Origin of the sequence: Labilibaculum filiforme, assembly GCF_002843315.1 — a bacterium.
In the GTDB taxonomy this organism is placed as follows: domain Bacteria; phylum Bacteroidota; class Bacteroidia; order Bacteroidales; family Marinifilaceae; genus Labilibaculum; species Labilibaculum filiforme.
Genome location: NZ_MVDD01000001.1, coordinates 119742 through 140832, shown reverse-complemented (window position 1 = coordinate 140832; position 21091 = coordinate 119742). Strand labels below are relative to the sequence as shown.

Genomic DNA, 21091 nt, shown 5'->3' with positions numbered 1-21091 from the left:
ATATAAATAGATTGAAGGCGAACAGATAGGTTCGCCTTTTTTATTTTGTATAATCTAAAATTAACTTGCGACTAAAAGGGAATGGTAAAGTAAAAAGTAGTTCCCTCGTTAAGTTTCGAAGTAAACCATATTTCTCCTCCCAGCAATTCCACTAGGCTTTTACTAATTGCTAAGCCCAATCCGGTACCGCCATAGGTTCTTGTATCTGCATTTAAATCCGCTTGACGAAAACGGTCAAAAATAATTTTTTGTTTGTCTTCCGATATCCCTATTCCTGTATCTGTTACAAAAAAGCGCAGATAATCTCCTTTTATATCATATCCAATTTCAATGGTTCCTATACTCGTAAATTTTATCGAATTCTCGATCAAATTATTAAAAATTTGAAGCAAGCGCATACTGTCTGTATTAAATTCGATGATGCTTTTATCTGCTGGAAGTGTTGTTAGTAGCGAAAGTTTTTTATTGTCATGCAATTCTATTATAGCTGCATAAGCTTCATTCAAGTTTACGAATAAATCGTTTAGAACGCATTTACTTTTTACAATTTTTAGTTGGTTGGTTTCAATTTTCGAGATGTCTAGGATATCACTAATTAAACGCAATAGATACTTCGTGTTTCTTTGAATTATTGCAATAAAACGGGTTCGTTTTTCTCTTTCTACGTCATCGGCAGATAATAGGTCTGTAAAGCCTAAAATGGCATTCATTGGAGTGCGAATTTCATGCGACATATTGGCCAAAAATGCAGATTTCAGTCTGCTCGATTCTTCTGCTTCCTCCTTTGCAATTTTCAGATCTTCATGGTTGGCTTTTATTTCTAATAAATGTGCTTTTTCTTTTTGTGTGCGAACTTTTCGTAAATGCATATTAATTGTCATAACAATAATGATAATTGTTAGTAGAATTAATACGGTTAGGGTTAGAATAACTATTTCTTTATTTTCGTGAACAAAACTGTATGGTTCATTTATTATCCGCGAATTCTTAGGTAAATTCGATCTATTTATATTGAAATGAGTTAGTTCCTTGTGGTCGAAACAATATTCATATGCCGCCAGTTTAGCAGGAATATCATTTATATTAGTACCAGTAAGTATTTCTTTTGCCATTTCGGAAACTTGTTTTCCTTGCTTCTCACCAGAAATTAAAGCTCCTCCAACTGCACCCAGATTCATATAAAAATCCCAGATACTATAAATAGGTACCTTACAATAAGGCTTTGCTTTGATAAAACTGGTTTCGTAGGTAATATAGTTTCCATTGGCTTCTCGGTTGTAAACCAGATAAAGCACAATACTTCCTTCTTTCAGAGCGGATAATTGTGATTGCAAATCGCAAATAGTAGGAGCCTTAATAATTCGATATGGAATAGGATCTTTCATGTGCTCCAAATCTTCCGATAAAGCTTTTATTAAGGTAAGTCCGGTTGTAGATTGATCTGCTACAACCACTAACTCTTTACAATTAGGGTGATTGTTTTTGATAATAGCAATGGTGGAACAGAAATGCAGGGTTTCAAAAACACCACTATATCCTTTGGGAACAGTGGTAATAGAGTTAAGTCCGGAAAATAAAGCAGGAACATCACCAAAAATTTTCTCTTTATATTTTAGCAGGAAATCGTAGGCATTATTATCCGTAGATATAATTAAGTCAAACTTTTTATTCTTATATTTTTCCTGATAAAAATTGGCAAGAAGATTCAAATAATCTTGCGAGTAATATCTTTTGGTATCCATATCTTCGATATAAATCGAGTAGGATAGTTCTGTTGAAAGTTCTCGTTTGATGCTGGATACAATGGAGTCGGTCCAACTTAACCCATTGTGATAGGAGTTTAGCACCAAAATATCTTTTTGATTGGAAGAAATTCCTTCGAAACAAAAAGATAAAAGTAAGAATGCAATAGATAGCAACTTTATAATTCTCATATTATAATAAATTGGGATCAGTAAGCAGGTGTAGTCGGAAGTTAATAATTATAAAGTTGATTTAAAAGGATTAGAAGTTTATTATTTATAGTAGAAGTACTGCAGGAGTAATTGTTAATTAAAATTGTTACGGCAAATTCTTTTCCATTTTTTGTTTGTAAATAACCGCAATAGGTTCTAACTCCAGTCATCGATCCGGTTTTAGCTTTCCAATTGCCAAGTAAATTACTGTTTTTACCAAAAGACTTTAAAGTTCCCGATTTTCCAGCAACAGGTAAGGAAGAGGTAAATTCACCGGCATATTTACTTCGATACATGAATTGCAAAAGCTGATCGAAAAAACCAGCAGAAACCGCGTTAAAATGCGAAAGTCCGCAACCATCGTAAAGGGAGATATACTTGGTAGGGAGATCTTCTTTTTCCCAGAAATTTTTAACGGCATGAATGCCATTTTCCCAACTAGCTTCCCCAAATTCTTTTGCTCCAATCTCGAAAAGCAGCTGATCGGCAAAAAGGTTAATGCTTTTTTGATTGGTAAGCTTTATAATTTCTTTTAGTTTAGGCGACAAAAGACTAAAAAGGATTTTCCTTTCCTTACTTGGAATTACCATGTTTTCGATAGAGATGCTTTCCTCCAGAATCGATTTGTTTAAGGCTTCGAGTAAACTATTTTTAGGATGCAAAAGAGCTCCTTTTACCTCAAATTCGGCTCTGTTTTGTGGAATACTTCCTTCAATTCTTCGTTGATTGCTGGTATTTCCACCAAAAATATAAGCCAAATCGCGATTTAGAACAGAACTTTTTACCTGATTATCGAAAATTAAGCCAGTAGTATTGGGTACTGTTCTTACTAATTGTGTTTGAGAACCAGCTTTTCCTGATGAAAAGAACAGACTGTACCAATTGTCCTGAAAATTGAGTGCGTTGGGAATTGCACTGTAGTAATTTCCAATGTCTTCCCAGATCCAGGTAGCTGGTATTTTCGCTTGAATGTAAGTATCGTCGGCAATTAATTTTCCTTGTATTTTTTTTATGCCAAGTGCTTTTATTTGCTCGGCAATTTGTTGTGTAATTGTTTTATCGGTTTCAAAATATTTCGACCCCAGAGTAGGATCTCCAGCACCTCTTACAATTACATTTCCATTTAACGTTCCGTTTGCAAGTATTTCTCCGTCGGTTTCTATTGATGTTGTAAATTGGTAATTACTACCCAAAATTTCCAGGGCAGCGGCTGTGGTAATTAATTTTTGTGTGGAAGCTGGTGTTAAGGCCAAATGAGCTTGATTTATTGCCAAAACAGCACCGGTTTTCACATCAGAGATTACCATTCCAATTCCTGCCGAATAAAAACAGCTATCCTGCGCAAAATCATCTACATACGTTTGCAAATCATGCTTTTCAGCTTTTTGCGCCTCGCAAGAAATCCCTATAAGGGAAACAATAAATACAAGCAACAATTTATTCATCCATCTCATTTAAAATTTTTTCGACTTCTTTCTCTGTATTGTGAAGCTTCTCTTTGCAAATTACTAGAAGTTCCGAAACACGTTTCACCTTGTCGGATAAATCATCCACATCCAGTTCGTCATTTTCAATGGAAGCAATGGTTTCTTCAATTTCGGTAATTGCATCGCGATAGCTTGTTTTCTTTTTAGCCATTTGTATTTAATTTAGTTTTTTGTGTTTTCTCTTTTTTATTGATTTTTTGAACCTGACTTTCCACGCTTCCGTTTGCAAATCGGGTTTCAATTATATCTTGCGACGATAACTGATCAATATTTTTTATTATTCTGCCTTCTTTCAAACTTAAGGTATATCCTTTTTCTAGAATATTATTTGGATTCAAATACTTTACCGATTGTTCGAATAAGCTAATGTTGTGTTTTTCTTGCTCAACCTGTCGCTTAATTTTTGTTTGAATCGCTAGCTGTAGTTGTTTAATAAGCGTTTTTTGATTCTCTATTCTTCGTTGGGTAGAATGCTGAAATTGTGCATTTAATTTTTGTTGCAAATGAAATTGATTACCAGTTAGATGTGTGCCTGCATTTTTTAAACGTTGCTTGGCTAAGTTTAACCAATTCGATTTTCGTTCCAGTATTTGACTTACCATTGGGGAGAATTTGTTCGTTAAATGAACTAATTTTTCCGATGAGGATAAAAGAACTTCATTCACTTCTTCTAAAAATTGCTCGCGTAAGCTATTCTGATATTCTCGGCACTCGTCGAAACAATCAATTAAAAATTCGGCAGCGGCAGTTGGTGTTTTTACCTTGGTATGCGCCACTAAATCAACAATCGTTTCATCTCTTTCGTGTCCAATACCCGATAGTACTGGAATAGGGAATTGTGCAATGTTAAAAGCCAGCCAATAGCTATCAAAGCAGTTTAAATCTGCTTGCGAACCGCCACCACGAATAATCACCGCAATATCAAAAATAGCTTCGTATTCATTTATTTTATCGAGAGCAGCAATTATCGATTCTTCGGCATTATTTCCCTGCATAATAGCGGGAAATAACTTATAATGAAACTTGTAGCCGAACGTATTATTTTCCAGTTGGTTTACAAAATCTTCACACCCAGCAGCAGTGGGAGAGGATATAATGGCAATGCACTTGGGAATTTCAGGAAAAATCAATTCCTTATTCATATCCAACACTCCTTCTTCATCTAAACGAGCAATTATTTCTCTTCTTCTTTTGGCCATATCACCCAAAGTGTAAGTGGGGTCAATGTCTTTGATATTTAATGAAAAGCCATAAATTTCTTGAAATTCAACATTCACATTTACCAAAACCTTTATTCCTGATGAAAACGGCTGGCTAGTTGTTGTTTCAAAGTAAGGTTTCAGCATTCGAAAAGTATACGACCAAATAGTAGCTTTTGCTTTCGCGATAATTTGGTCGCTATTTTCATCTTTTTCTACTAACTCTAAATAACAATGTCCGTTTTGATTGTATCGCAACTCACTAATTTCGGCCACGATCCAAACGCCCGAAGTAAATGTTTCGGAAAGGATATTTTTTATTTGCTGATTCAGTTGAAAAAGACTGATTCCTTTTTGGCTCATTTGCTTGCGCTTAATGAATTAGTAATTAGGAGAGTGATAGATGCGATTTTGTTTATCTTGATTGCAATCGAAGATAGGAATCGGGATCATTAACAAATTTTTCAGGATCGACAAATTTGTCTTTTTGCTGTTCCATTTCCTGCAATTTATCCTGCTGAATTTTATCCAATTCATCCTGATTATTAGCGATTCCATTTTTATAGTCTATCTGGAAAAGAAGCTCGCCTTTTTCAGAATAGAAATCCCATTTTCCATCGCGCTTGTTATTTTTATAAGTGCCACTAAATTCGATTACACCATTTGTAAAATACGATTGTGTAATGCCATCTAAATTATCAGATATGTATTTTGCTTCCAGATAAACTTGACCATTTTCGAAAAATCGTTTCCAGATACCGTTTCGTTTTCCATCGGAATAGTTTAGTATTTCGGCAGGTTTCCCATTTTTAAAGTAGTAAATACTTTCACCAGCCTTAATTCCATTATCAAAAGTCTCACTTGCCCTAATGTTGGTGTCTTTATCAAAATACACCCAAATGCTATCCTTTTTTGATTGAATAAAATTTCCTTTGGCAATTAATACCGCAGATTCATTGTATAAACTTGCTTTTGTTTTTTTTCCTTGATCGGAAAAGAACAATTCTGCTTTTAATAATCCGTTGGAATGAAAACGCTTCATTTCTCCAATAGGGTAATTATCTTTAAAAGTTCCCGAATACTGAAGTTTGCCATTGGCATGTTTTTTTTCCCAAATGCCTTGTTTGTAACCTTGCTCGTCTGTCTTATTAATTTGTTGCGCAAAGTTGAACAATGGCAAAAAGAGAAAAGCTAGTAAAAGTATTTTTTTCGTCATCTTATTTTTATTGGATCTATACAAAACTAATAAAAGATTGATTGATGCTAAAAAAAAACAGATAGCTTTTCCCATTAAAATCAATACGTTTTAAGGGGCGTTTGTAAAAACATGTTGTACATCATTTTCGATATTTTCCCGATCGTACTGATTTTTTGTATTTTATGTGTCGAAAATGATGTGAATTCATGTAATTATGTAATGAATTTGGTACAGATTATTTCTCAAGTATTTGTTACTGTTTCAAAAAAATTCTGTAAGTGGTGAGATAGAATAACAGTAAAAAATGAGAGTGTTAAAATGTATGCATAACTAATAAAATTGGTGGTATGGAAACAATAGATTTTCCTTTTAGTTTTGATGAAATGCCCGTGGCGGCAAAATTTCTTTTGGACAGTTATTCTAGAGACATGTCCGATTTCAATAGATTGTATCCGATATTTGATGAGAAGTTTAAAAATCGCTTAAACGAGCAAATTAAGCGTGCAAAAGAGTACGTATGTTGTGGCCCCGAAGGAGTTCAAATTCAAAACTTGCGTTTTGGAATTTATAAACGAATAGAATCTTTAAATAGTATGATGTTGGAGGTTCAAGATAATTTTCCCGTGTCGCGAATTAAGGAATTCGATAAGATTGTCGAGATTATTGAAAAGAAAGATTTAAAAGCGATATTGAAAGTAATTCCAAAATTTGTAGTGCAACTGGAAGCGAATATTCCTCGCGAAAATGCCGAAGTAACCCAAACTATTATCGATCGTATTTTGATGCTTTTCCAAGTGCTTAAATTAAATAAAATTGAACTCAATCGTTTGTTGAACTCGAGAGGATTGTTAAAAGAGGAAGTTTTTCGTTGTTTGAACAATTTGTGGGCAACCATGCAAGATATTATGGAAATTGGACAGGATTTGTATAAAAAATCCGATCCAATGAAATGTGTCGAGTACGAATCGAACTATTTAAAAATGAAAGTGAAAAGCTTTTGGATGCATACTAGCGAAGATCTAGTTGCATCGTAATTTGTTTTAATAATAACTAATTCGCAACGCCCATTTTGAACCTTCAAAATGGGTTTTTCTTTCTAAATTTTAAATTGTTTTGTTAAGACAGTTTTAGCACTTAAGTATAAGAGCTATGATTTAATGTAAAATGCTTTTGAGACAATTTTTGGAGGACTTTGTTTTGTAGATTTCGATAGTTGTAAAAAAAGTATTTCTACATTAAATTTTAATATAGAAATACTTATAAAAATTACTCTTATAGATTTAAAATAAATTTGGTTTAATTATCGGACTCTTTTTATTGTCATGGTTTCTATGGTGTTGCCATTATTATATTTGAATCCATGATGATTGATAGTTGTTTTACTCCAATCTATAGAATAACCGTAGCCTTCGAAATTTGGATCTACATCTTCACTACTGATATCAACGGGAGCTATCGATGGAATATTTGCTATATATTCAGGATATGCACCATTTATTTTATCAACTGTTATTTTATTAAAATATTCGTCTGGCATGCATTTAGCAAATTCTGGCCAATAACGACATTGTGCATTATCACCAAAGGTTACGTCAACATTTCTTACGAATGATTGGGAATTAAAATGACCTGGAGTAAGTGTAACAGTTAAATTACCAGATGAATCGTATCCTTTCGCATAAACTTTTGTGCCATTTTTTGTTTCTTTATATACAAAACCAGCATGTACTTGTATTCCTTCTTGACAACTTACAGCATTTACTTTTTCTATGCAAATTGTTCCTTCACATTGTTGTGAGTGAGGGGATATCATTACTGCAGCAGCACCATTTTCACATTTTAAATTATGTCCTGTAATATCAAAAATTCCACCTTCGTTAAAATTAGAATATTGATTCATTAGGTTCCATCCTGTTTCTAAACGATAACACACTCCACCTTTTGAATAACAATTTTCTGCATGAATTTTTCTTGCTGTTTGAAGTTGCATAAGACCATAACCAAAATGACAATTGAATGAACTTAAATTACCTACATAACCATCTGTTGGTCTTGGAAAATCTGTATGATCGGCTGGATCCGCTGGACTGAATCCAATACAACAGTATTGTGTTTTGTGATCGTAGAAGTTGATATCACTTATTATGAAATGTTCAACTTTACTTAATGAGATAGAAGTAATGCCGGTTTCCCAAGTAGGAATATCTATTCTAGCCCTACCACCTTCGATACCTCTAATACCTACATTTTCTATTTTATTATTTCTTTTATCTCCTAGATTAAACATAGTGATTTTGTTCTTTGAGCCACCTGCAGTGTAAGGTTTAAATACTGCCCCAGGTCGACATGCAATCATTATATTGCTTCTCAAATTAATTTCCTTAATAAAATATTCACCTCTTGGTATTATTAAGATACCACCATGCTTATTGCTATTCTTAAAACCAGAAATAAAATCTAAAGCTGTTTGAAGTTTGGAACTTTGATCGGTATTAGAATTTGTACTGGCATTAAAATCTGCTGCAAAATCATATACGTCATTTTGAGTATGAGGTATTTTGTTTGTAAGGTCAAGGGAGTTACGATTTTTTGTAATGCCTTGCATTGTGTTCGCATTGTAACTATCTACACCATTTGTGTTAACTGCATTCCATTTTACAGATAAACTTTCAATGCATGCTTTTAAAAGAAATTCAGGGATTGTGCTTTTATTTCCAAGTATTGAATCAGATGTAAGATTACTTTCGAGTATATAATCATCTGCTAGTAACTCATTTTTATCCGAACAATTTAGAAGTAAAAAGCAAAAGGATAAGATAAGGGGAATGGAAAAAATAATTTTTAAATGTTTCATGTTTTTTAATAATTTAATTTAAGAGTAATTTATTTAGTCGTTTTTTAATTCTGTTTAGCATTGTTAAATGCTTCGATTAAATTATGTATTATTAATGAGTGAAACAATGATTATTATTGCGTTAGATAAAATATTTACCAAAAGATACATTCTATTTATCCTCCGATACAAAGCACCTTTCACGATTCTGGTTTATGATAATTATAAAACTTAACTGAGAAAGGATTTATAGAGAGATAGGTTTTTCATGTCACGAAAGTGGAATGGAGGATTAACAGTGCTCTATTTTTGAGTTTAAAATAGGAGGGGTTTCATCTGGTTTTAAAAAAACATTATTTAGAATGATAGTTTATATTCCTTATTTAGCATTTATGTAATTAATAAATAGATATATACTATTTTTAGGGGGTGGAGGTATTTTTATTTATTCAAACTTGTCCTTTTTTAATATACTTACTAATGAATTGATTTCCCTAGTTTGTAGTTACTAATAGTATAAAGTTATTTTTTTTTGAAATAAAAGATTAATGTGCGTAAGGAGTTCCTGTGTTTTTAGAATTTGGAGTTTTTTTTTTGCGTATTTTTAATTGTTAAAATACTTTATTGTTTTAATGATATCTATTTATGATTCGGAATATCCTTCTAGTTGTTACTTTGTATGATTTAATCATAAATATGAATTGTAAATAATATGATTTTACACATATAAAAACATAACTTATAGAGAGGTGCAGATCCTGTTTTTCTTAATATTTAGTCGGTTTCGATCAAAAATAGCGGTTTTATATATTTTTTGATGTTCTAGATATAGAATAACTTCAGAATTGTCGAGTGGACCGCATTCGAGAAAAAATAGAGAATTGTAAAGCGTACAGGAACCTATCCTGTTTTTAAAAAATAGGAGTAGTAGTAATTTCTGTATTATAAATTTCAGTGAAGTACTCAGTTTAAATCAAAGCAATGAAATTAGAGTGTAAAAATTCTGTCGATTATTATATCAGCTGTAAAAGTGATTTTAAGGGGATTTTTATCGATAAAAGTGTGCTGGTTACTTGTTTCGATTTTGCCTGCAATGTGGTTTTTGGAGATGGACATCATCGAAAACATCGTTCGGGAGGACAGTATTCCAGAAAAAATGGAGAGTTGTTCGCTAATACTTTTCAAGGGAAACTAGCCGAATTTGTTACTTACCAAGAGTTCGTGAAAAATGGTTTTTCCGGATTAAAAAAGCCCGATCTAGGAGTTTACGGAAAAGGGATTTGGGACGATGCCGACTTAGAGTATCGGGGTAAAAAAATAAATATTAAATCGGCAGCATTTTTTTCCAATCTGTTATTGCTCGAAGCTAAAGATTGGAACTCCGATGGAGAATACATTCCTAATTTGGAAAATTCATCTTGTCAGGATTATGATTTCTTTTTGCTGGTTAGAATTAAACCCGATCTTAAAAATAGGCTTCGGAAACAGAAACTTTTTTATACGAATGAAATTGATCTTGACCTTTTGAAAGAGATGATATTAGGAGAGCAGTGGTCTTTCGATTTTGCTGGTGTTTGTAGCCAGCAGACAATAAAATACATTATTCGTGAAAATTACCTCTTGCCTCAAAACTCCTTGTTAAATGGGAAAATTAAAATGGATGCAGACAATTACTACATCCAATGTGGCGAGTTAAAAGATTTCGATTTTTTGGTTCGCGAATTACAGAAGTTCTAGTGGCTACTAATTTTACAATCAATCCCATTAATTGCTTTTTGAATATTTCCGGCAATTTTCTTAATAACCGGAACACTAACCGAGTTTCCTGCTTGTTTGTACAAATGCGAGTTTGCAATTTCGGGTAAAATATAAGTATCAGGAAATCCCTGAAAGTTAAAACATTCTTTGGGTGTTAATTTTCGAATTCCAAACTCTGTTTTTATTAAAGGTACATTGTGTCCACCAGTGCCCATATTGGCAGTTAAAGTCGGACAAACATCCGATTTATTTTCTCGCACATATTGTCTTCGAAACTGATATACGGTATCATCTCTTGTGATATCGTTTTGTAGCATTTCAAACATGTACTTATCTTCCCGATAATAAAATTTCTCTTCCACTTTATTTTTTAGAAATACACTTTTAACCTTCTTGGTTAATTTTTCTTTGGCCGGAAAGTCGAAATACTTATAATTTTCTGGATATACATTTTTATCGAAGGCAACGATAAAAATTCGCTCCCGGTTGTGCGGAATATTGCCGTAATCTTTTGTGTTTAGTACTTTGGACTGAAAAGAATAGTTTCGCTTTTCAATTTCGTTCTGAATTACTTTAAAGGTATTCCCTTTATCGTGACCAACCAGATTTTTTACATTCTCAAAGAATAAAACTTTGGGTCTCATTTCATCTACAAAATCGAGCATTCTAAAAAAATGATTTCCTCTGTTATCGCCAAATCCTTTTCTATATCCGGCCACCGAAAAAGGCTGACAAGGAAAACCACCAGCAAGCACATCTATTTTGTTTAAGGAGCTAATATCAATTTCCATGATATCGCCCTCAATCAGTTTATGAGAAAAATTTTCGCGATAGGTAATACAAGCATTTTTGTCGTATTCATTGGCCCAGGAAATGGAAAATCCTGAGTTTTTAAATCCCAAACAGATTCCACCTACTCCTGCGTATAAACTCCCAACTGTTAATTTGTTCTTCATAAATCGATTTAATAGTTTGCGAAAATAGGGGTTTTTATTGAAATATAAGAACGGAAATTGACTAAAGGGTGAAGGAAAAGAAAAAAGCAAGCTGTTAAATCTAACTCTGGAGTTGGCATGGGATTTAGAACAAGGCAGACTAAATTTTAGGAACCAGCTGCGGTATTTTTAAGTAGAAAGAAATAAGCCATGCGAAAACATAAGTTTACGTGCACACTTTATGGGATACTGTTTTTGAATGGAAAACCCCGGTAAAACAATGTTTTACCGGGGTTTAATTATTTTTGACTATTCTTTAAATAGCTTCTTATTTTACTTCTTCGAAGTCTACATCAGTTACTTCGTCGTTTTTGCTTGCACCTTCAGCTTGAGGTTCGCCACCTGGCTGACCAGCTTGAGCATCTTGTGCTTGTGCGTTATACATCTCTTGAGAAGCAGCCTGAAATACAGTGTTTAACTCTTCAAGTGCAGTATTACATGCTGCAACATCCTGAGCTTTGTGAGCTTCTTTCAATTTGTTTAAAGCATCTTCGATTGGTTGCTTTTTATCAGCAGGAAGTTTATCGCCGATTTCTTTCAATTGCTTTTCAGTTTGGAAAATCATACTGTCAGCTTTATTCAAAGTATCCACTTTTTCTTTTGCTTGATTGTCGGCAGCTTCGTTTTCTTTTGCTTCCTGTCTCATTCTTTCAATTTCTGCATCAGATAATCCTGATGAAGCCTCGATACGAATACTTTGCTCTTTTCCAGTTCCTTTGTCTTTCGCAGAAACATGAAGAATACCATTCGCGTCAATATCAAAAGTTACTTCAATTTGAGGAATTCCACGAGGTGCTGGTGGAATACTATCTAAATGGAAACGACCAATTGTTTTATTTCCGTTTGCCATCGGACGTTCTCCCTGAAGAATATGAATTTCTACAGAAGGCTGGTTATCAGCAGCAGTTGTAAATGTTTCCGTTTTCTTAGTAGGAATAGTTGTGTTCGACTCAATTAATCGGGTCATTACACTTCCCATTGTTTCAATACCTAATGAAAGAGGTGTAACATCTAAAAGAAGTACATCTTTTACCTCACCGGTAAGAACACCACCTTGAATTGCGGCACCAACAGCAACAACTTCATCAGGATTAACACCTTTTGAAGGAGTTTTTCCGAAGAAAGTTTGAACGATGTTTTGAATAGCTGGGATACGAGTAGAACCACCAACTAAAATTACTTCGTCGATTTCTGATGTAGAAATACCAGCATCTTTAAGAGCTAATTTACAAGGTTCAAGAACAGCTTGAATTAATTTGTCAGCTAATTGTTCAAATTGAGAACGAGACAACGATTTAACAAGGTGTTTTGGAATACCATCTACTGGCATAATATATGGCAAGTTGATTTCAGTACTTGTAGAACTAGAAAGCTCAACTTTCGCTTTTTCAGCAGCTTCTTTCAAACGCTGAAGAGCCATAGGATCTTTACGCAAATCAATTCTTTCCTCTTTTAGGAATTCTTCAGCCAACCAGTCAATAATAACTTGATCGAAATCATCACCACCAAGGTGAGTATCACCGTTAGTTGATTTTACTTCGAAAACACCGTCGCCTAATTCCAAAACAGAAATATCGAAAGTACCACCTCCAAGGTCAAAAACAGCAATTTTCATATCCTGATCTTTTTTATCAAGACCATATGCCAAAGATGCTGCTGTTGGCTCGTTAATAATTCTTTTTACTGTAAGACCAGCAATTTCGCCAGCTTCTTTAGTAGCTTGACGCTGAGCATCGTTGAAATATGCAGGAACTGTAATTACAGCTTCAGTTACTTCTTGTCCCAAATAATCTTCAGCAGTTTTCTTCATTTTTTGAAGAACCATTGCCGAGATTTCTTGTGGAGAATATTTACGATCATCGATAAGAACACGAGGAGTGTTGTTATCACCTTTAATTACTTTATAAGGAACACGACCAATTTCTTTAGTCACTTTGTCGAATCCTTCTCCCATGAATCTCTTGATAGAAGAAATCGTTTTTGTTGGATTTGTAATAGCCTGACGTTTTGCAGGATCCCCAACTTTTCTTTCTCCGTTTTCTATAAAAGCAACAATAGATGGTGTTGTTCTTTTACCTTCGCTATTAGGAATAACAACAGGCTCGTTACCCTCCATTACAGAAACACAAGAGTTGGTTGTTCCTAAGTCAATTCCAATTATTTTACCCATTTTTAGTATTTATTTAATGTTCTAAATTCTTTTTAATTGTTTGGGATGTTTTTTTCATCCGCTTACAATTTATCAAAGCCTGTGCCATTAGTTATTTTGCCAAAAGAATTGTTATTCTGGCATCGACAGGTAAATTCTTGGCTCTTCTCATGACATGTTTTCTGCCAAAAAGACAGAAAAACTTGTTTTTTTTAGGAAGAGAGCTGTGGCACGAATGAGCTTTTGTCCGAAGATTTTTTTGTTTTAGTATTGATTTTTCCCGTTTTTGCCTTTCTTATTTTATCTTGTTGCTTTTGCCTTATTTTATACCTTTGCAATAAAATATTTGTTTATTACAGACAAGGTTTACGATACCTACTTAACGATCAAAAAAATTAAAAATGTCAATTCATAAAGAATCCGCAAAGAGAGTTACTACACATGTACTTTCTGAAATGAAGTTGAAGGGCGAGAAAATCTCTATGCTTACTTCCTATGATTATTCTATGGCACTAATTGTTGATAGAGCAGGTATAGATGTGATTTTGGTTGGCGATTCGGCGTCCAATGTAATGGCTGGTCACGAAACCACTTTACCAATTACTTTAGATCAGATGATCTATCATGGTGCATCGGTTGTGCGGGCGGTACAAAGAGCATTAGTTGTAGTCGATCTTCCCTTCGGAACTTACCAGGGAAACTCAAAAGAAGCTTTAAATTCTTCTATTCGAATTATGAAAGAGGCTAGTGCCGATGCGGTAAAATTGGAAGGTGGCCGTGAAGTTTTAGAATCAGTAAATAGAATTCTTTCTGCAGGAATTCCAGTAATGGGACACTTAGGTTTAACGCCGCAATCAATTCATAAATTTGGAACTTACGCAGTTCGTGCCAAAGAGGAAGAAGAAGCCGAAAAATTAATTGAAGATGCAAAATTGTTGGAAGAGGCCGGTTGTTTTGCGCTGGTATTAGAAAAAATTCCGGCTAGTTTAGCTACCAAAGTTGCCGAGAGTGTCGCCATTCCTGTTATTGGAATTGGTGCTGGTGGAGGTGTTGATGGTCAGGTTTTGGTATTGCATGATATGTTGGGAATCACTCAGGAATTTTCTCCTCGATTCTTACGAAGATATCACAACCTATTTGCAGAAATTCAAGGAGCAGTAGAAACCTATATTGGGGATGTAAAGTCAAGAGAATTTCCGAACAAGCGGGAGCAATATTAAAGGATAAAGAGCTGAAAACAAGTCGGGAAGATCAAGTATCCATCCGATGGTAAGTATCAAGTCTTTTTCTTACCTTTGCGCGCTTTCATTTGAAAATTAAATAAATAAAGAATACCAATGGCTAAAGAACAATTGGATATATTATTCGAAGACAATCATATAATTGCCGTAAATAAAAGGTGTGGTGATATTGTACAGGGTGATAAATCGGGCGACGAACCTTTAAGTGATAAGGTAAAAGCCTATATTAAGGAGAAGTACAACAAACCTGGAGATGTATTTTTAGGAGTACCACATCGAATCGACAGACCGGTTAGTGGGGTGGTTTTGTTTGCAAAAACAAGCAAAGCATTAACCCGCTTAAGTATCATGTTTCAGCAAAAGGATAAGGAATTCAGTAAAATATATTGGGCAATTGTACAAAATTGTCCACGACTTGAGGAAGAAACGTTAACACATTACTTGTTAAAAAACGAGGAGAAGAATAAAACGAATGTGTTCGATAAATTAAAGCATGGAGCGAAGGAAGCAACTTTGGAATATAAGTTAATGACTCGTACTCAGAATTATTTTATGCTCGAGGTTAAATTACACACCGGGCGTCATCATCAAATTCGTGCACAGCTGGCTAAAATTGGTGTTCCCATTCGTGGCGATTTAAAGTACGGAGCTCCCCGATCTAAAAATGGTGGAGGCATTGGCTTACATGCAAGAGAAATATCTTTTATTCATCCAGTAAAACAAGAGCCAGTTCGAATTGTAGCTCCTGTTCCTAAGAATGATAATTTGTGGAGAGAATTGGCGAGTCAGTTATAAGCAAATGATTCTTAAAAAGAATTTAAAATGGCTAAATCATCAGCAAGTGCTAACGATTTAGCCATTTTTCTTTTGTTGTAGAACTTAGGCCTACAAAGTGTTTAATTTTGCAATTTTTCGATGGGAAGCAATAAATAAATATCCAACAAAACTACAAGTAGCCTCTTTTATTCATTCAGCATATCTTTTTCGAAATACAAGGGAAGCATTTCTTTAATGTTTTCAACAACTCGTATTTTTTTTTCACCAGATAAAATCATTTTAATTGGTTGATTAAAACGGGCTTCGGTTTCTAATAATACCTGTCGGCACGAACCACAAGGTGGAATAGGATTATCTAAAAAACGATCATTTGTACGTGCCGTAATTGCAATTGCCTTAACAGCTACATCGGGAAATTTTGAGTTAGCATAGAACATCGCAACACGTTCGGCACATAGGCCAGACGGATAAGCAGAATTCTCTTGATTATTGCCTTGAATGATCTCTTTATTATTGAGTAGAATGGCAGCGCCTACACTAAATTTTGAATAAGGAGAATAGGAACGTTTGGCGGCTTCTTTTGCGTTTTTTATCAACTCTTGTTCTTCCTGTGGTAATTCATCCACCGAATTATATTCGAAAACAGTTGTAATTATTTGAGTTTTCTTCATGTTTTGACTGTTTGTTCAGATCGTTTAAGGATAATTAGTGTGCCTTGAGCAGGAAATGAAGCGTAGTGCCCATTTCAAAAGGCAAGTAAACCAATACTTTCTGAAATTTAAACATTTTTTCAATAATTATACTAAGCAAGCAATAATAGGCGTTTTTTACACTAAAAACAGATTGTTAATTAAATTATTTGTTTAAAGTAACGGAGGATAACAGGATTGTTATATTTTTATGGTTGTTTTGGAAATCGCGACTAATATATTAATAAATAGATTGATTTCCCATTTTTTATACATGATTCAAATAATCTTAATTGAATGAAGAAAGTTTTTTTATTTATAGTAGTAGGTTTTGTGCTGGCAACATCGGTTTTTGCAAAGGGATTAAGTAGAAAAGAATACATCGAAAAATATAAGGATTTAGCGGTTCGGGAAATGTTGAGAACCGGAATTCCAGCTAGTATTACTTTGGCGCAAGGATTATTGGAATCCGGAAACGGGAATTCATTATTGGCAACAAAAGGGAATAACCATTTTGGAATTAAGTGTCACGATTGGGTGGGGCCAAGTATGAAAATGGATGATGACCATAAAAATGAATGCTTTAGAAAGTACGATCATGCATACGATTCTTATAAAGATCATTCTCAGTTTTTAACTACGCGTTCGCGTTATGCCTTTTTGTTTCAGTACGATTCGAATGATTACAAACGTTGGGCTCATGGATTAAAAAAGGCTGGTTATGCTACCGATCCTCAATATGCGCATCGATTAATAAAGATTATTGATGAGGAGAACTTGCATCAACTCGATCAAAAAGGAAAAGGTAACGATTTGATTATTGAAAAACCTACAGGAACCGATTTAGCAGATATTGATTCTGATTATGAAATTGATCCTTTCGGAGCACGATTGGAAATTGCGAACGGCATACATTATATTGTCACTAAAAAAGGCGATACATTCTACAGTATCGAGAAAAACTTAGGGGTGAATCAACGAAAATTGTTGAAATATAATGATTTACCTAAGAATTACATTTTACAGTTGAATCAGAGATTATATTTGCACAACAAGCGAGGAAGAGCTGCTAGAGGTTACAATTTTCATCGTGTAAAAGAAGGCGAAAGTTTGTACAGTATTGCACAGGAATACGGAGTTCGATTAAAGAGCCTTCGAAGATTTAATGATATAGATGAGGATTATAGGCCTCAGTTGGGTGAAAAAATTTATCTAAGAAATAAAAAGAGATAATAGTTAAAATTCGGTTCGAGAGAATCGGATTTTTTTTTTGCCAAAGAACTTACTGTTTCTGGAATATTCGGGTGCTGCCACAATGTATTAACTGGAAAGGGATGTGACAGATACCCAATTGAAATTAGGAGATGGGCTGTAAAAATTAACTGAATATTTAGGATAATATATTGATATCCTGTAAATTCAAGCATCAAAAAACACACACTTAATAGAAAGTCTGGGAGCGGTAAAAAGGAACACTTACAGGCTTTATTATACCTTAAATTATAACTCATGAATACCTTACAAAACTTGAAGAAAGGGGTTTTTTCGTTGTTGTTTTTGGGAATGCTGATTCAGCCCGGATTCCTACAGGCAAAAAAGAAAACAACCGAACCAAAAATGGACACTTTAATCAATTCTGCATTGGTTAGTGGTTTAAAATTCAGAAATATTGGTCCTGCAACAACATCAGGACGTATTGCTGATTTTGCTGTCAATCCAAACAATCATAGCGAATACTATGTGGGAGTTGCTAGTGGTAATATTTTTAAAACGATTAATAATGGAACTACCTGGATGCCGGTTTTCGATAAGTATGGATCTTATTCTATTGGAGTAGTGACTATGGATCCGAACAATAGTAATGTAGTTTGGACAGGAACAGGAGAGAATAATCATCAGAGAGCTTTAGCCTATGGCGATGGAGTTTATAAAACCATGGATGGCGGTAAGAGCTGGAAGAATATGGGATTGAAAGAATCTCGCCATATTGGTGGAATTGTTATTGACCCTAGGAATTCGAATATCGTATTTGTTGCCGCAGAAGGTTCGGCTTGGGGCCCCGGTGGCGATCGTGGTTTGTACAAAACCATTGATGGAGGAGAAACTTGGAAGAAAGTATTGGAGATAAGTGAAAATACAGGAGTTAATAATGTAGTTATCGATCCTGTTGAGCCAGATATCATGTATGCAACATCCGAACAGCGTCGTCGTCATGTGTATGGAAAAATAAATGGAGGTCCAGAATCTGCAATTTATAAATCGACCGATGGAGGTGAGAATTGGAGAAAACTAAAATCAGGATTGCCAAGTGTGGATATGGGAGGAATGGGAATTGCCGTTTCGCCGGTAAATCACAATTACGTGTATGCAATTATTGAGGCTGCAGAAGATAAAAGCGGATTTTTTCGATCAACCGATAGAGGAGAATCGTGGTCGAAAATGAGTGATCATGCAAGTAGCGGACAATATTACAACGAGATTTATTGCGACCCTATTGATGCGGATAAAGTGTATTCGGTAGAGACTTACACCCATTTTACCGAAGATGGTGGAAAAACTTGGACCAAGTTAGGTCTTAAAGACAGGCACGTGGACGACCATGCCATTTGGATTGATCCAAGCGATACGAATCATTTCATGATTGGTGGCGATGGCGGTATCTACGAAAGTTTTGATGCGGGCGAAACCTATGTTTTTAAATGCAATCTTTCTGTAACTCAATTTTACCGCGTTCAGGTGGATAATGCATTGCCATTTTATAATGTTTACGGCGGAACTCAAGATAACAATACCCTTGGCGGACCTTCTCAAAATATCAGTAAAGAAGGTGTTGCCAATGCCGATTGGGATCCAATTCTAGGTGGTGACGGATTCTGGGCTCAAATAGATCCAACAGATCCGAACATTGTATATTGCGAATATCAGTATGGAAATTTATATCGTTACGATAAAAAAAGTGGTGAGAAAATTGAAATTAAAGCACGTGAACCAAAGGGCGAACCAGCTTATAAATGGAATTGGAATGCACCCGTAATTATTAGTCATCATAAAAATACCCGTTTGTATGCAGCGGCCAATAAGCTGTTCCAAACCGATGATCGTGGAAACACCTGGAAAGCTATTAGTGGTGATTTAACAACGGGTAAGGATAGAGATTCATTTAAAATAATGGGACAATATTGGTCGGCCGATGCAGTAAAAAAGCACGTGTCTACCTCGCAGTTTGGAACCATTATTTCCTTGGCAGAATCTCCATTAAAAGAGAATTTATTATACGTAGGAACCGATGATGGATTGATTCAGGTAAGTGATAATGGAGGAGGGCAGTGGAAAAAATATGCTGCTTTCCCCGGAATTCCGCAATATACTTATGTGAGTGATTTATTGCCTTCGAAACACAATGAAAATGTAATTTATGCTTCGTTTGATAATCGCAAGCGCGATGATTTTAAACCTTACCTTTTAAAGAGTACCGATAAAGGGAATTCTTGGGTAAATATAGCTGGGAATCTTCCGGAAAACGGAACGGTTCATACTATTGAGCAAGATTTTATGGCTCCTGAATTGCTGTTTGTGGGAACAGAATTCGGGGTATTCTTTACAAAAGATGAAGGCAAAAACTGGATACAATTAAAAGCGGGTATTCCTACAATTGCCATTCGCGATTTAACCATTCAGAAACGAGAAGGCGATTTGGTAGCTGCAAGTTTTGGGCGTGGATTTTTTATTTTGGATGATTATTCCCCTTTACGAAGCGTAACATCAGAAATGATAGAAAAAGATGCCCAGCTTTTCCCTGTAAAAGATGCTTTAATGTACATTCAAAAGGGAGGAAAAGGAAGCATGGGAGCTACTTATTTCACGGCTCCAAATCCTGAATTTGGTGCAGCTTTTACCTATTATTTAAAAGAAGTACCAAAAACTGCCAAACAAATCCGTCAGGAAAAAGAAAAAGAGCTACTGAAAGCAGGCACTTATATTCCACAGCCAAGTTGGAAAGAGATGGAAGAGGAAGCTAAAGAGGTAGCGCCATATCTTGTTTTTGTTGTGAAAGATAAGGATGGGAACGAAGTAAGAAGATTAACTGCTAAGGCTCAAAAGGGAATTAACAGAAGCAATTGGGATCTTCGTTTTCAGTCTTTATATCCTGTAAAAGACGAGGAATTTGTACCTACCAAAGAAGCAAAATCGGGAATGTTGGTAATGCCGGGAGTTTATCAGGTGGAAATGGGAATAGTAAGCAAAGGTGAATACAAACTATTGGCAGATGCCGTTCCTTTTAAAGCGGTAACTTTAAACAACACAAGTTTGCCAGCCGAAAATCGTGCCGAATTGGTTGCGTTCCAGCAAAAAGTGGCAAATATGTCGCGAGCCATTTACGGAAGTATGCAACTGAATAATACCTATAAGAATCATATTAATGCAATAAAAATGGCTTTGTTGCAGACACCTGGTGCGGGAGCAGTTTTAAGTACAAAAGTGAACGATTTACAACAGGAAGTAGATGCAATTGATTTCTTATTTAATGGGGTAGAAGCACGTGCCAGTGGGGAAGAAATTCCACCAGCACAAATTCCAATTTCCGAACGGATAAACAATATTGTTGGTGCACATTGGGCCAGTACATCGGGAGTAACCCAAACGCAAAAAGAGCAATTTGAAATCTTAAAAGAGGAATTTCCAGTTGCTTTAAAACGACTACATGCTGTTGCCGATGAAATGAAGCTGGTAGAAGCCGAATTGGAAAAGACAGGTGCTCCATGGACACCGGGTAGAGTACCAAGTTATAAAATGGAGTAGTATAAATTAG

General features: G+C 35.0%; 15 protein-coding genes. 6 read left to right on the top strand and 9 right to left on the bottom strand.

Annotated elements, in window-relative coordinates:
- Window positions 1-71 precede the first annotated feature (71 nt).
- Genes BZG02_RS00595 through BZG02_RS00575 form a run of 5 tightly spaced genes read right to left on the bottom strand, consistent with a single transcriptional unit; the run spans window position 72 to window position 5857 of the window.
- Window positions 72-1934 (bottom strand): sensor histidine kinase, encoded by a 1863-nt coding sequence (locus BZG02_RS00595; RefSeq protein ID WP_101259471.1) that lies wholly within the window; start codon window positions 1932-1934, stop codon window positions 72-74.
- Between the two features lie 41 nt (window positions 1935-1975).
- The gene (gene dacB / locus BZG02_RS00590; protein WP_180335583.1) at window positions 1976-3400 is read right to left on the bottom strand and encodes a D-alanyl-D-alanine carboxypeptidase/D-alanyl-D-alanine endopeptidase; all 1425 of its coding nucleotides are present in this window, start codon (window positions 3398-3400) and stop codon (window positions 1976-1978) included.
- Window positions 3393-3593 (bottom strand): exodeoxyribonuclease VII small subunit, encoded by a 201-nt coding sequence (gene xseB, locus BZG02_RS00585; RefSeq protein WP_101259469.1) that lies wholly within the window; start codon window positions 3591-3593, stop codon window positions 3393-3395. The genes dacB and xseB overlap by 8 nt, the downstream gene beginning before the upstream one ends.
- Window positions 3586-5004 (bottom strand): exodeoxyribonuclease VII large subunit, encoded by a 1419-nt coding sequence (gene xseA / locus BZG02_RS00580; protein WP_101259468.1) that lies wholly within the window; start codon window positions 5002-5004, stop codon window positions 3586-3588. Before xseA ends, xseB begins: the two co-directional genes overlap by 8 nt.
- 52 nt (window positions 5005-5056) lie before the next feature.
- Window positions 5057-5857, bottom strand: coding sequence for a toxin-antitoxin system YwqK family antitoxin (locus BZG02_RS00575; RefSeq protein WP_180335582.1), 801 nt, complete (start codon window positions 5855-5857; stop codon window positions 5057-5059).
- A 329-nt stretch (window positions 5858-6186) separates the two neighbouring features.
- Here BZG02_RS00575 and BZG02_RS00570 point away from each other — a divergent pair, with 329 nt between their 5' ends.
- The gene (locus tag BZG02_RS00570; RefSeq protein ID WP_101259466.1) at window positions 6187-6873 is read left to right on the top strand and encodes a hypothetical protein; all 687 of its coding nucleotides are present in this window, start codon (window positions 6187-6189) and stop codon (window positions 6871-6873) included.
- A 266-nt stretch (window positions 6874-7139) separates the two neighbouring features.
- On the opposite strand, the gene BZG02_RS00565 is transcribed toward BZG02_RS00570, so the two are convergent.
- Window positions 7140-8693 carry a hypothetical protein gene (locus tag BZG02_RS00565; RefSeq protein ID WP_101259465.1) on the bottom strand — a complete coding sequence of 518 codons (1554 nt, stop codon included), beginning with the start codon at window positions 8691-8693 and terminating at the stop codon, window positions 7140-7142.
- Between the two features lie 960 nt (window positions 8694-9653).
- Between BZG02_RS00565 and BZG02_RS00560 the strand changes: the two genes are divergently transcribed.
- On the top strand, window positions 9654-10409 hold the full coding sequence (locus BZG02_RS00560; protein ID WP_101259464.1) for a hypothetical protein: 756 nt from the start codon (window positions 9654-9656) through the stop codon (window positions 10407-10409).
- On the opposite strand, the gene dcm is transcribed toward BZG02_RS00560, so the two are convergent.
- Window positions 10406-11386 carry a DNA (cytosine-5-)-methyltransferase gene (gene dcm / locus BZG02_RS00555; RefSeq protein ID WP_101259463.1) on the bottom strand — a complete coding sequence of 327 codons (981 nt, stop codon included), beginning with the start codon at window positions 11384-11386 and terminating at the stop codon, window positions 10406-10408. The two genes, BZG02_RS00560 and dcm, sit on opposite strands and share 4 nt — an antisense overlap.
- 307 nt (window positions 11387-11693) lie before the next feature.
- Window positions 11694-13595 carry a molecular chaperone DnaK gene (gene dnaK, locus BZG02_RS00550; protein ID WP_101259462.1) on the bottom strand — a complete coding sequence of 634 codons (1902 nt, stop codon included), beginning with the start codon at window positions 13593-13595 and terminating at the stop codon, window positions 11694-11696.
- 380 nt (window positions 13596-13975) lie between these two features.
- On the opposite strand from dnaK, the gene panB reads away from it, so the two are divergent.
- Window positions 13976-14794 (top strand): 3-methyl-2-oxobutanoate hydroxymethyltransferase, encoded by an 819-nt coding sequence (panB, locus tag BZG02_RS00545; RefSeq protein WP_101259461.1) that lies wholly within the window; start codon window positions 13976-13978, stop codon window positions 14792-14794.
- 117 nt (window positions 14795-14911) lie between these two features.
- Window positions 14912-15610, top strand: a complete 699-nt coding sequence (locus tag BZG02_RS00540) for an RluA family pseudouridine synthase (RefSeq protein WP_101259460.1) — start codon at window positions 14912-14914, stop codon at window positions 15608-15610.
- A 167-nt stretch (window positions 15611-15777) separates the two neighbouring features.
- Here BZG02_RS00540 and cdd read toward each other — a convergent pair whose 3' ends face one another.
- A complete protein-coding gene (gene cdd / locus BZG02_RS00535) occupies window positions 15778-16263 on the bottom strand; it encodes a cytidine deaminase (RefSeq protein WP_101259459.1) in 486 nt (161 codons plus the stop codon).
- 315 nt (window positions 16264-16578) lie between these two features.
- Here cdd and BZG02_RS00530 point away from each other — a divergent pair, with 315 nt between their 5' ends.
- Together BZG02_RS00530 and BZG02_RS00520 are read left to right on the top strand one after the other, a co-directional pair.
- Entirely contained in the window at window positions 16579-17514 is a 936-nt protein-coding gene (locus BZG02_RS00530) for a glucosaminidase domain-containing protein (RefSeq protein WP_101259458.1), read from the top strand.
- 276 nt (window positions 17515-17790) lie between these two features.
- Window positions 17791-21081 (top strand): WD40/YVTN/BNR-like repeat-containing protein, encoded by a 3291-nt coding sequence (locus tag BZG02_RS00520; protein ID WP_101259456.1) that lies wholly within the window; start codon window positions 17791-17793, stop codon window positions 21079-21081.
- Window positions 21082-21091 lie beyond the last annotated feature (10 nt).

Excerpts from the sequence above, each read along its gene's own strand:
- BZG02_RS00595 (WP_101259471.1), bottom strand. The coding sequence starts at position 1,934 with ATGAGAATTATAAAGTTGCTATCTATTGCATTCTTACTTTTATCTTTT.
- dacB (WP_180335583.1), bottom strand. The coding sequence starts at position 3,400 with ATGAATAAATTGTTGCTTGTATTTATTGTTTCCCTTATAGGGATTTCT.
- xseB (WP_101259469.1), bottom strand. The coding sequence starts at position 3,593 with ATGGCTAAAAAGAAAACAAGCTATCGCGATGCAATTACCGAAATTGAA.
- xseA (WP_101259468.1), bottom strand. The coding sequence starts at position 5,004 with ATGAGCCAAAAAGGAATCAGTCTTTTTCAACTGAATCAGCAAATAAAA.
- BZG02_RS00575 (WP_180335582.1), bottom strand. The coding sequence starts at position 5,857 with ATGACGAAAAAAATACTTTTACTAGCTTTTCTCTTTTTGCCATTGTTC.
- BZG02_RS00570 (WP_101259466.1), top strand. The coding sequence starts at position 6,187 with ATGGAAACAATAGATTTTCCTTTTAGTTTTGATGAAATGCCCGTGGCG.
- BZG02_RS00565 (WP_101259465.1), bottom strand. The coding sequence starts at position 8,693 with ATGAAACATTTAAAAATTATTTTTTCCATTCCCCTTATCTTATCCTTT.
- BZG02_RS00560 (WP_101259464.1), top strand. The coding sequence starts at position 9,654 with ATGAAATTAGAGTGTAAAAATTCTGTCGATTATTATATCAGCTGTAAA.
- dcm (WP_101259463.1), bottom strand. The coding sequence starts at position 11,386 with ATGAAGAACAAATTAACAGTTGGGAGTTTATACGCAGGAGTAGGTGGA.
- dnaK (WP_101259462.1), bottom strand. The coding sequence starts at position 13,595 with ATGGGTAAAATAATTGGAATTGACTTAGGAACAACCAACTCTTGTGTT.
- panB (WP_101259461.1), top strand. The coding sequence starts at position 13,976 with ATGTCAATTCATAAAGAATCCGCAAAGAGAGTTACTACACATGTACTT.
- BZG02_RS00540 (WP_101259460.1), top strand. The coding sequence starts at position 14,912 with ATGGCTAAAGAACAATTGGATATATTATTCGAAGACAATCATATAATT.
- cdd (WP_101259459.1), bottom strand. The coding sequence starts at position 16,263 with ATGAAGAAAACTCAAATAATTACAACTGTTTTCGAATATAATTCGGTG.
- BZG02_RS00530 (WP_101259458.1), top strand. The coding sequence starts at position 16,579 with ATGAAGAAAGTTTTTTTATTTATAGTAGTAGGTTTTGTGCTGGCAACA.
- BZG02_RS00520 (WP_101259456.1), top strand. The coding sequence starts at position 17,791 with ATGAATACCTTACAAAACTTGAAGAAAGGGGTTTTTTCGTTGTTGTTT.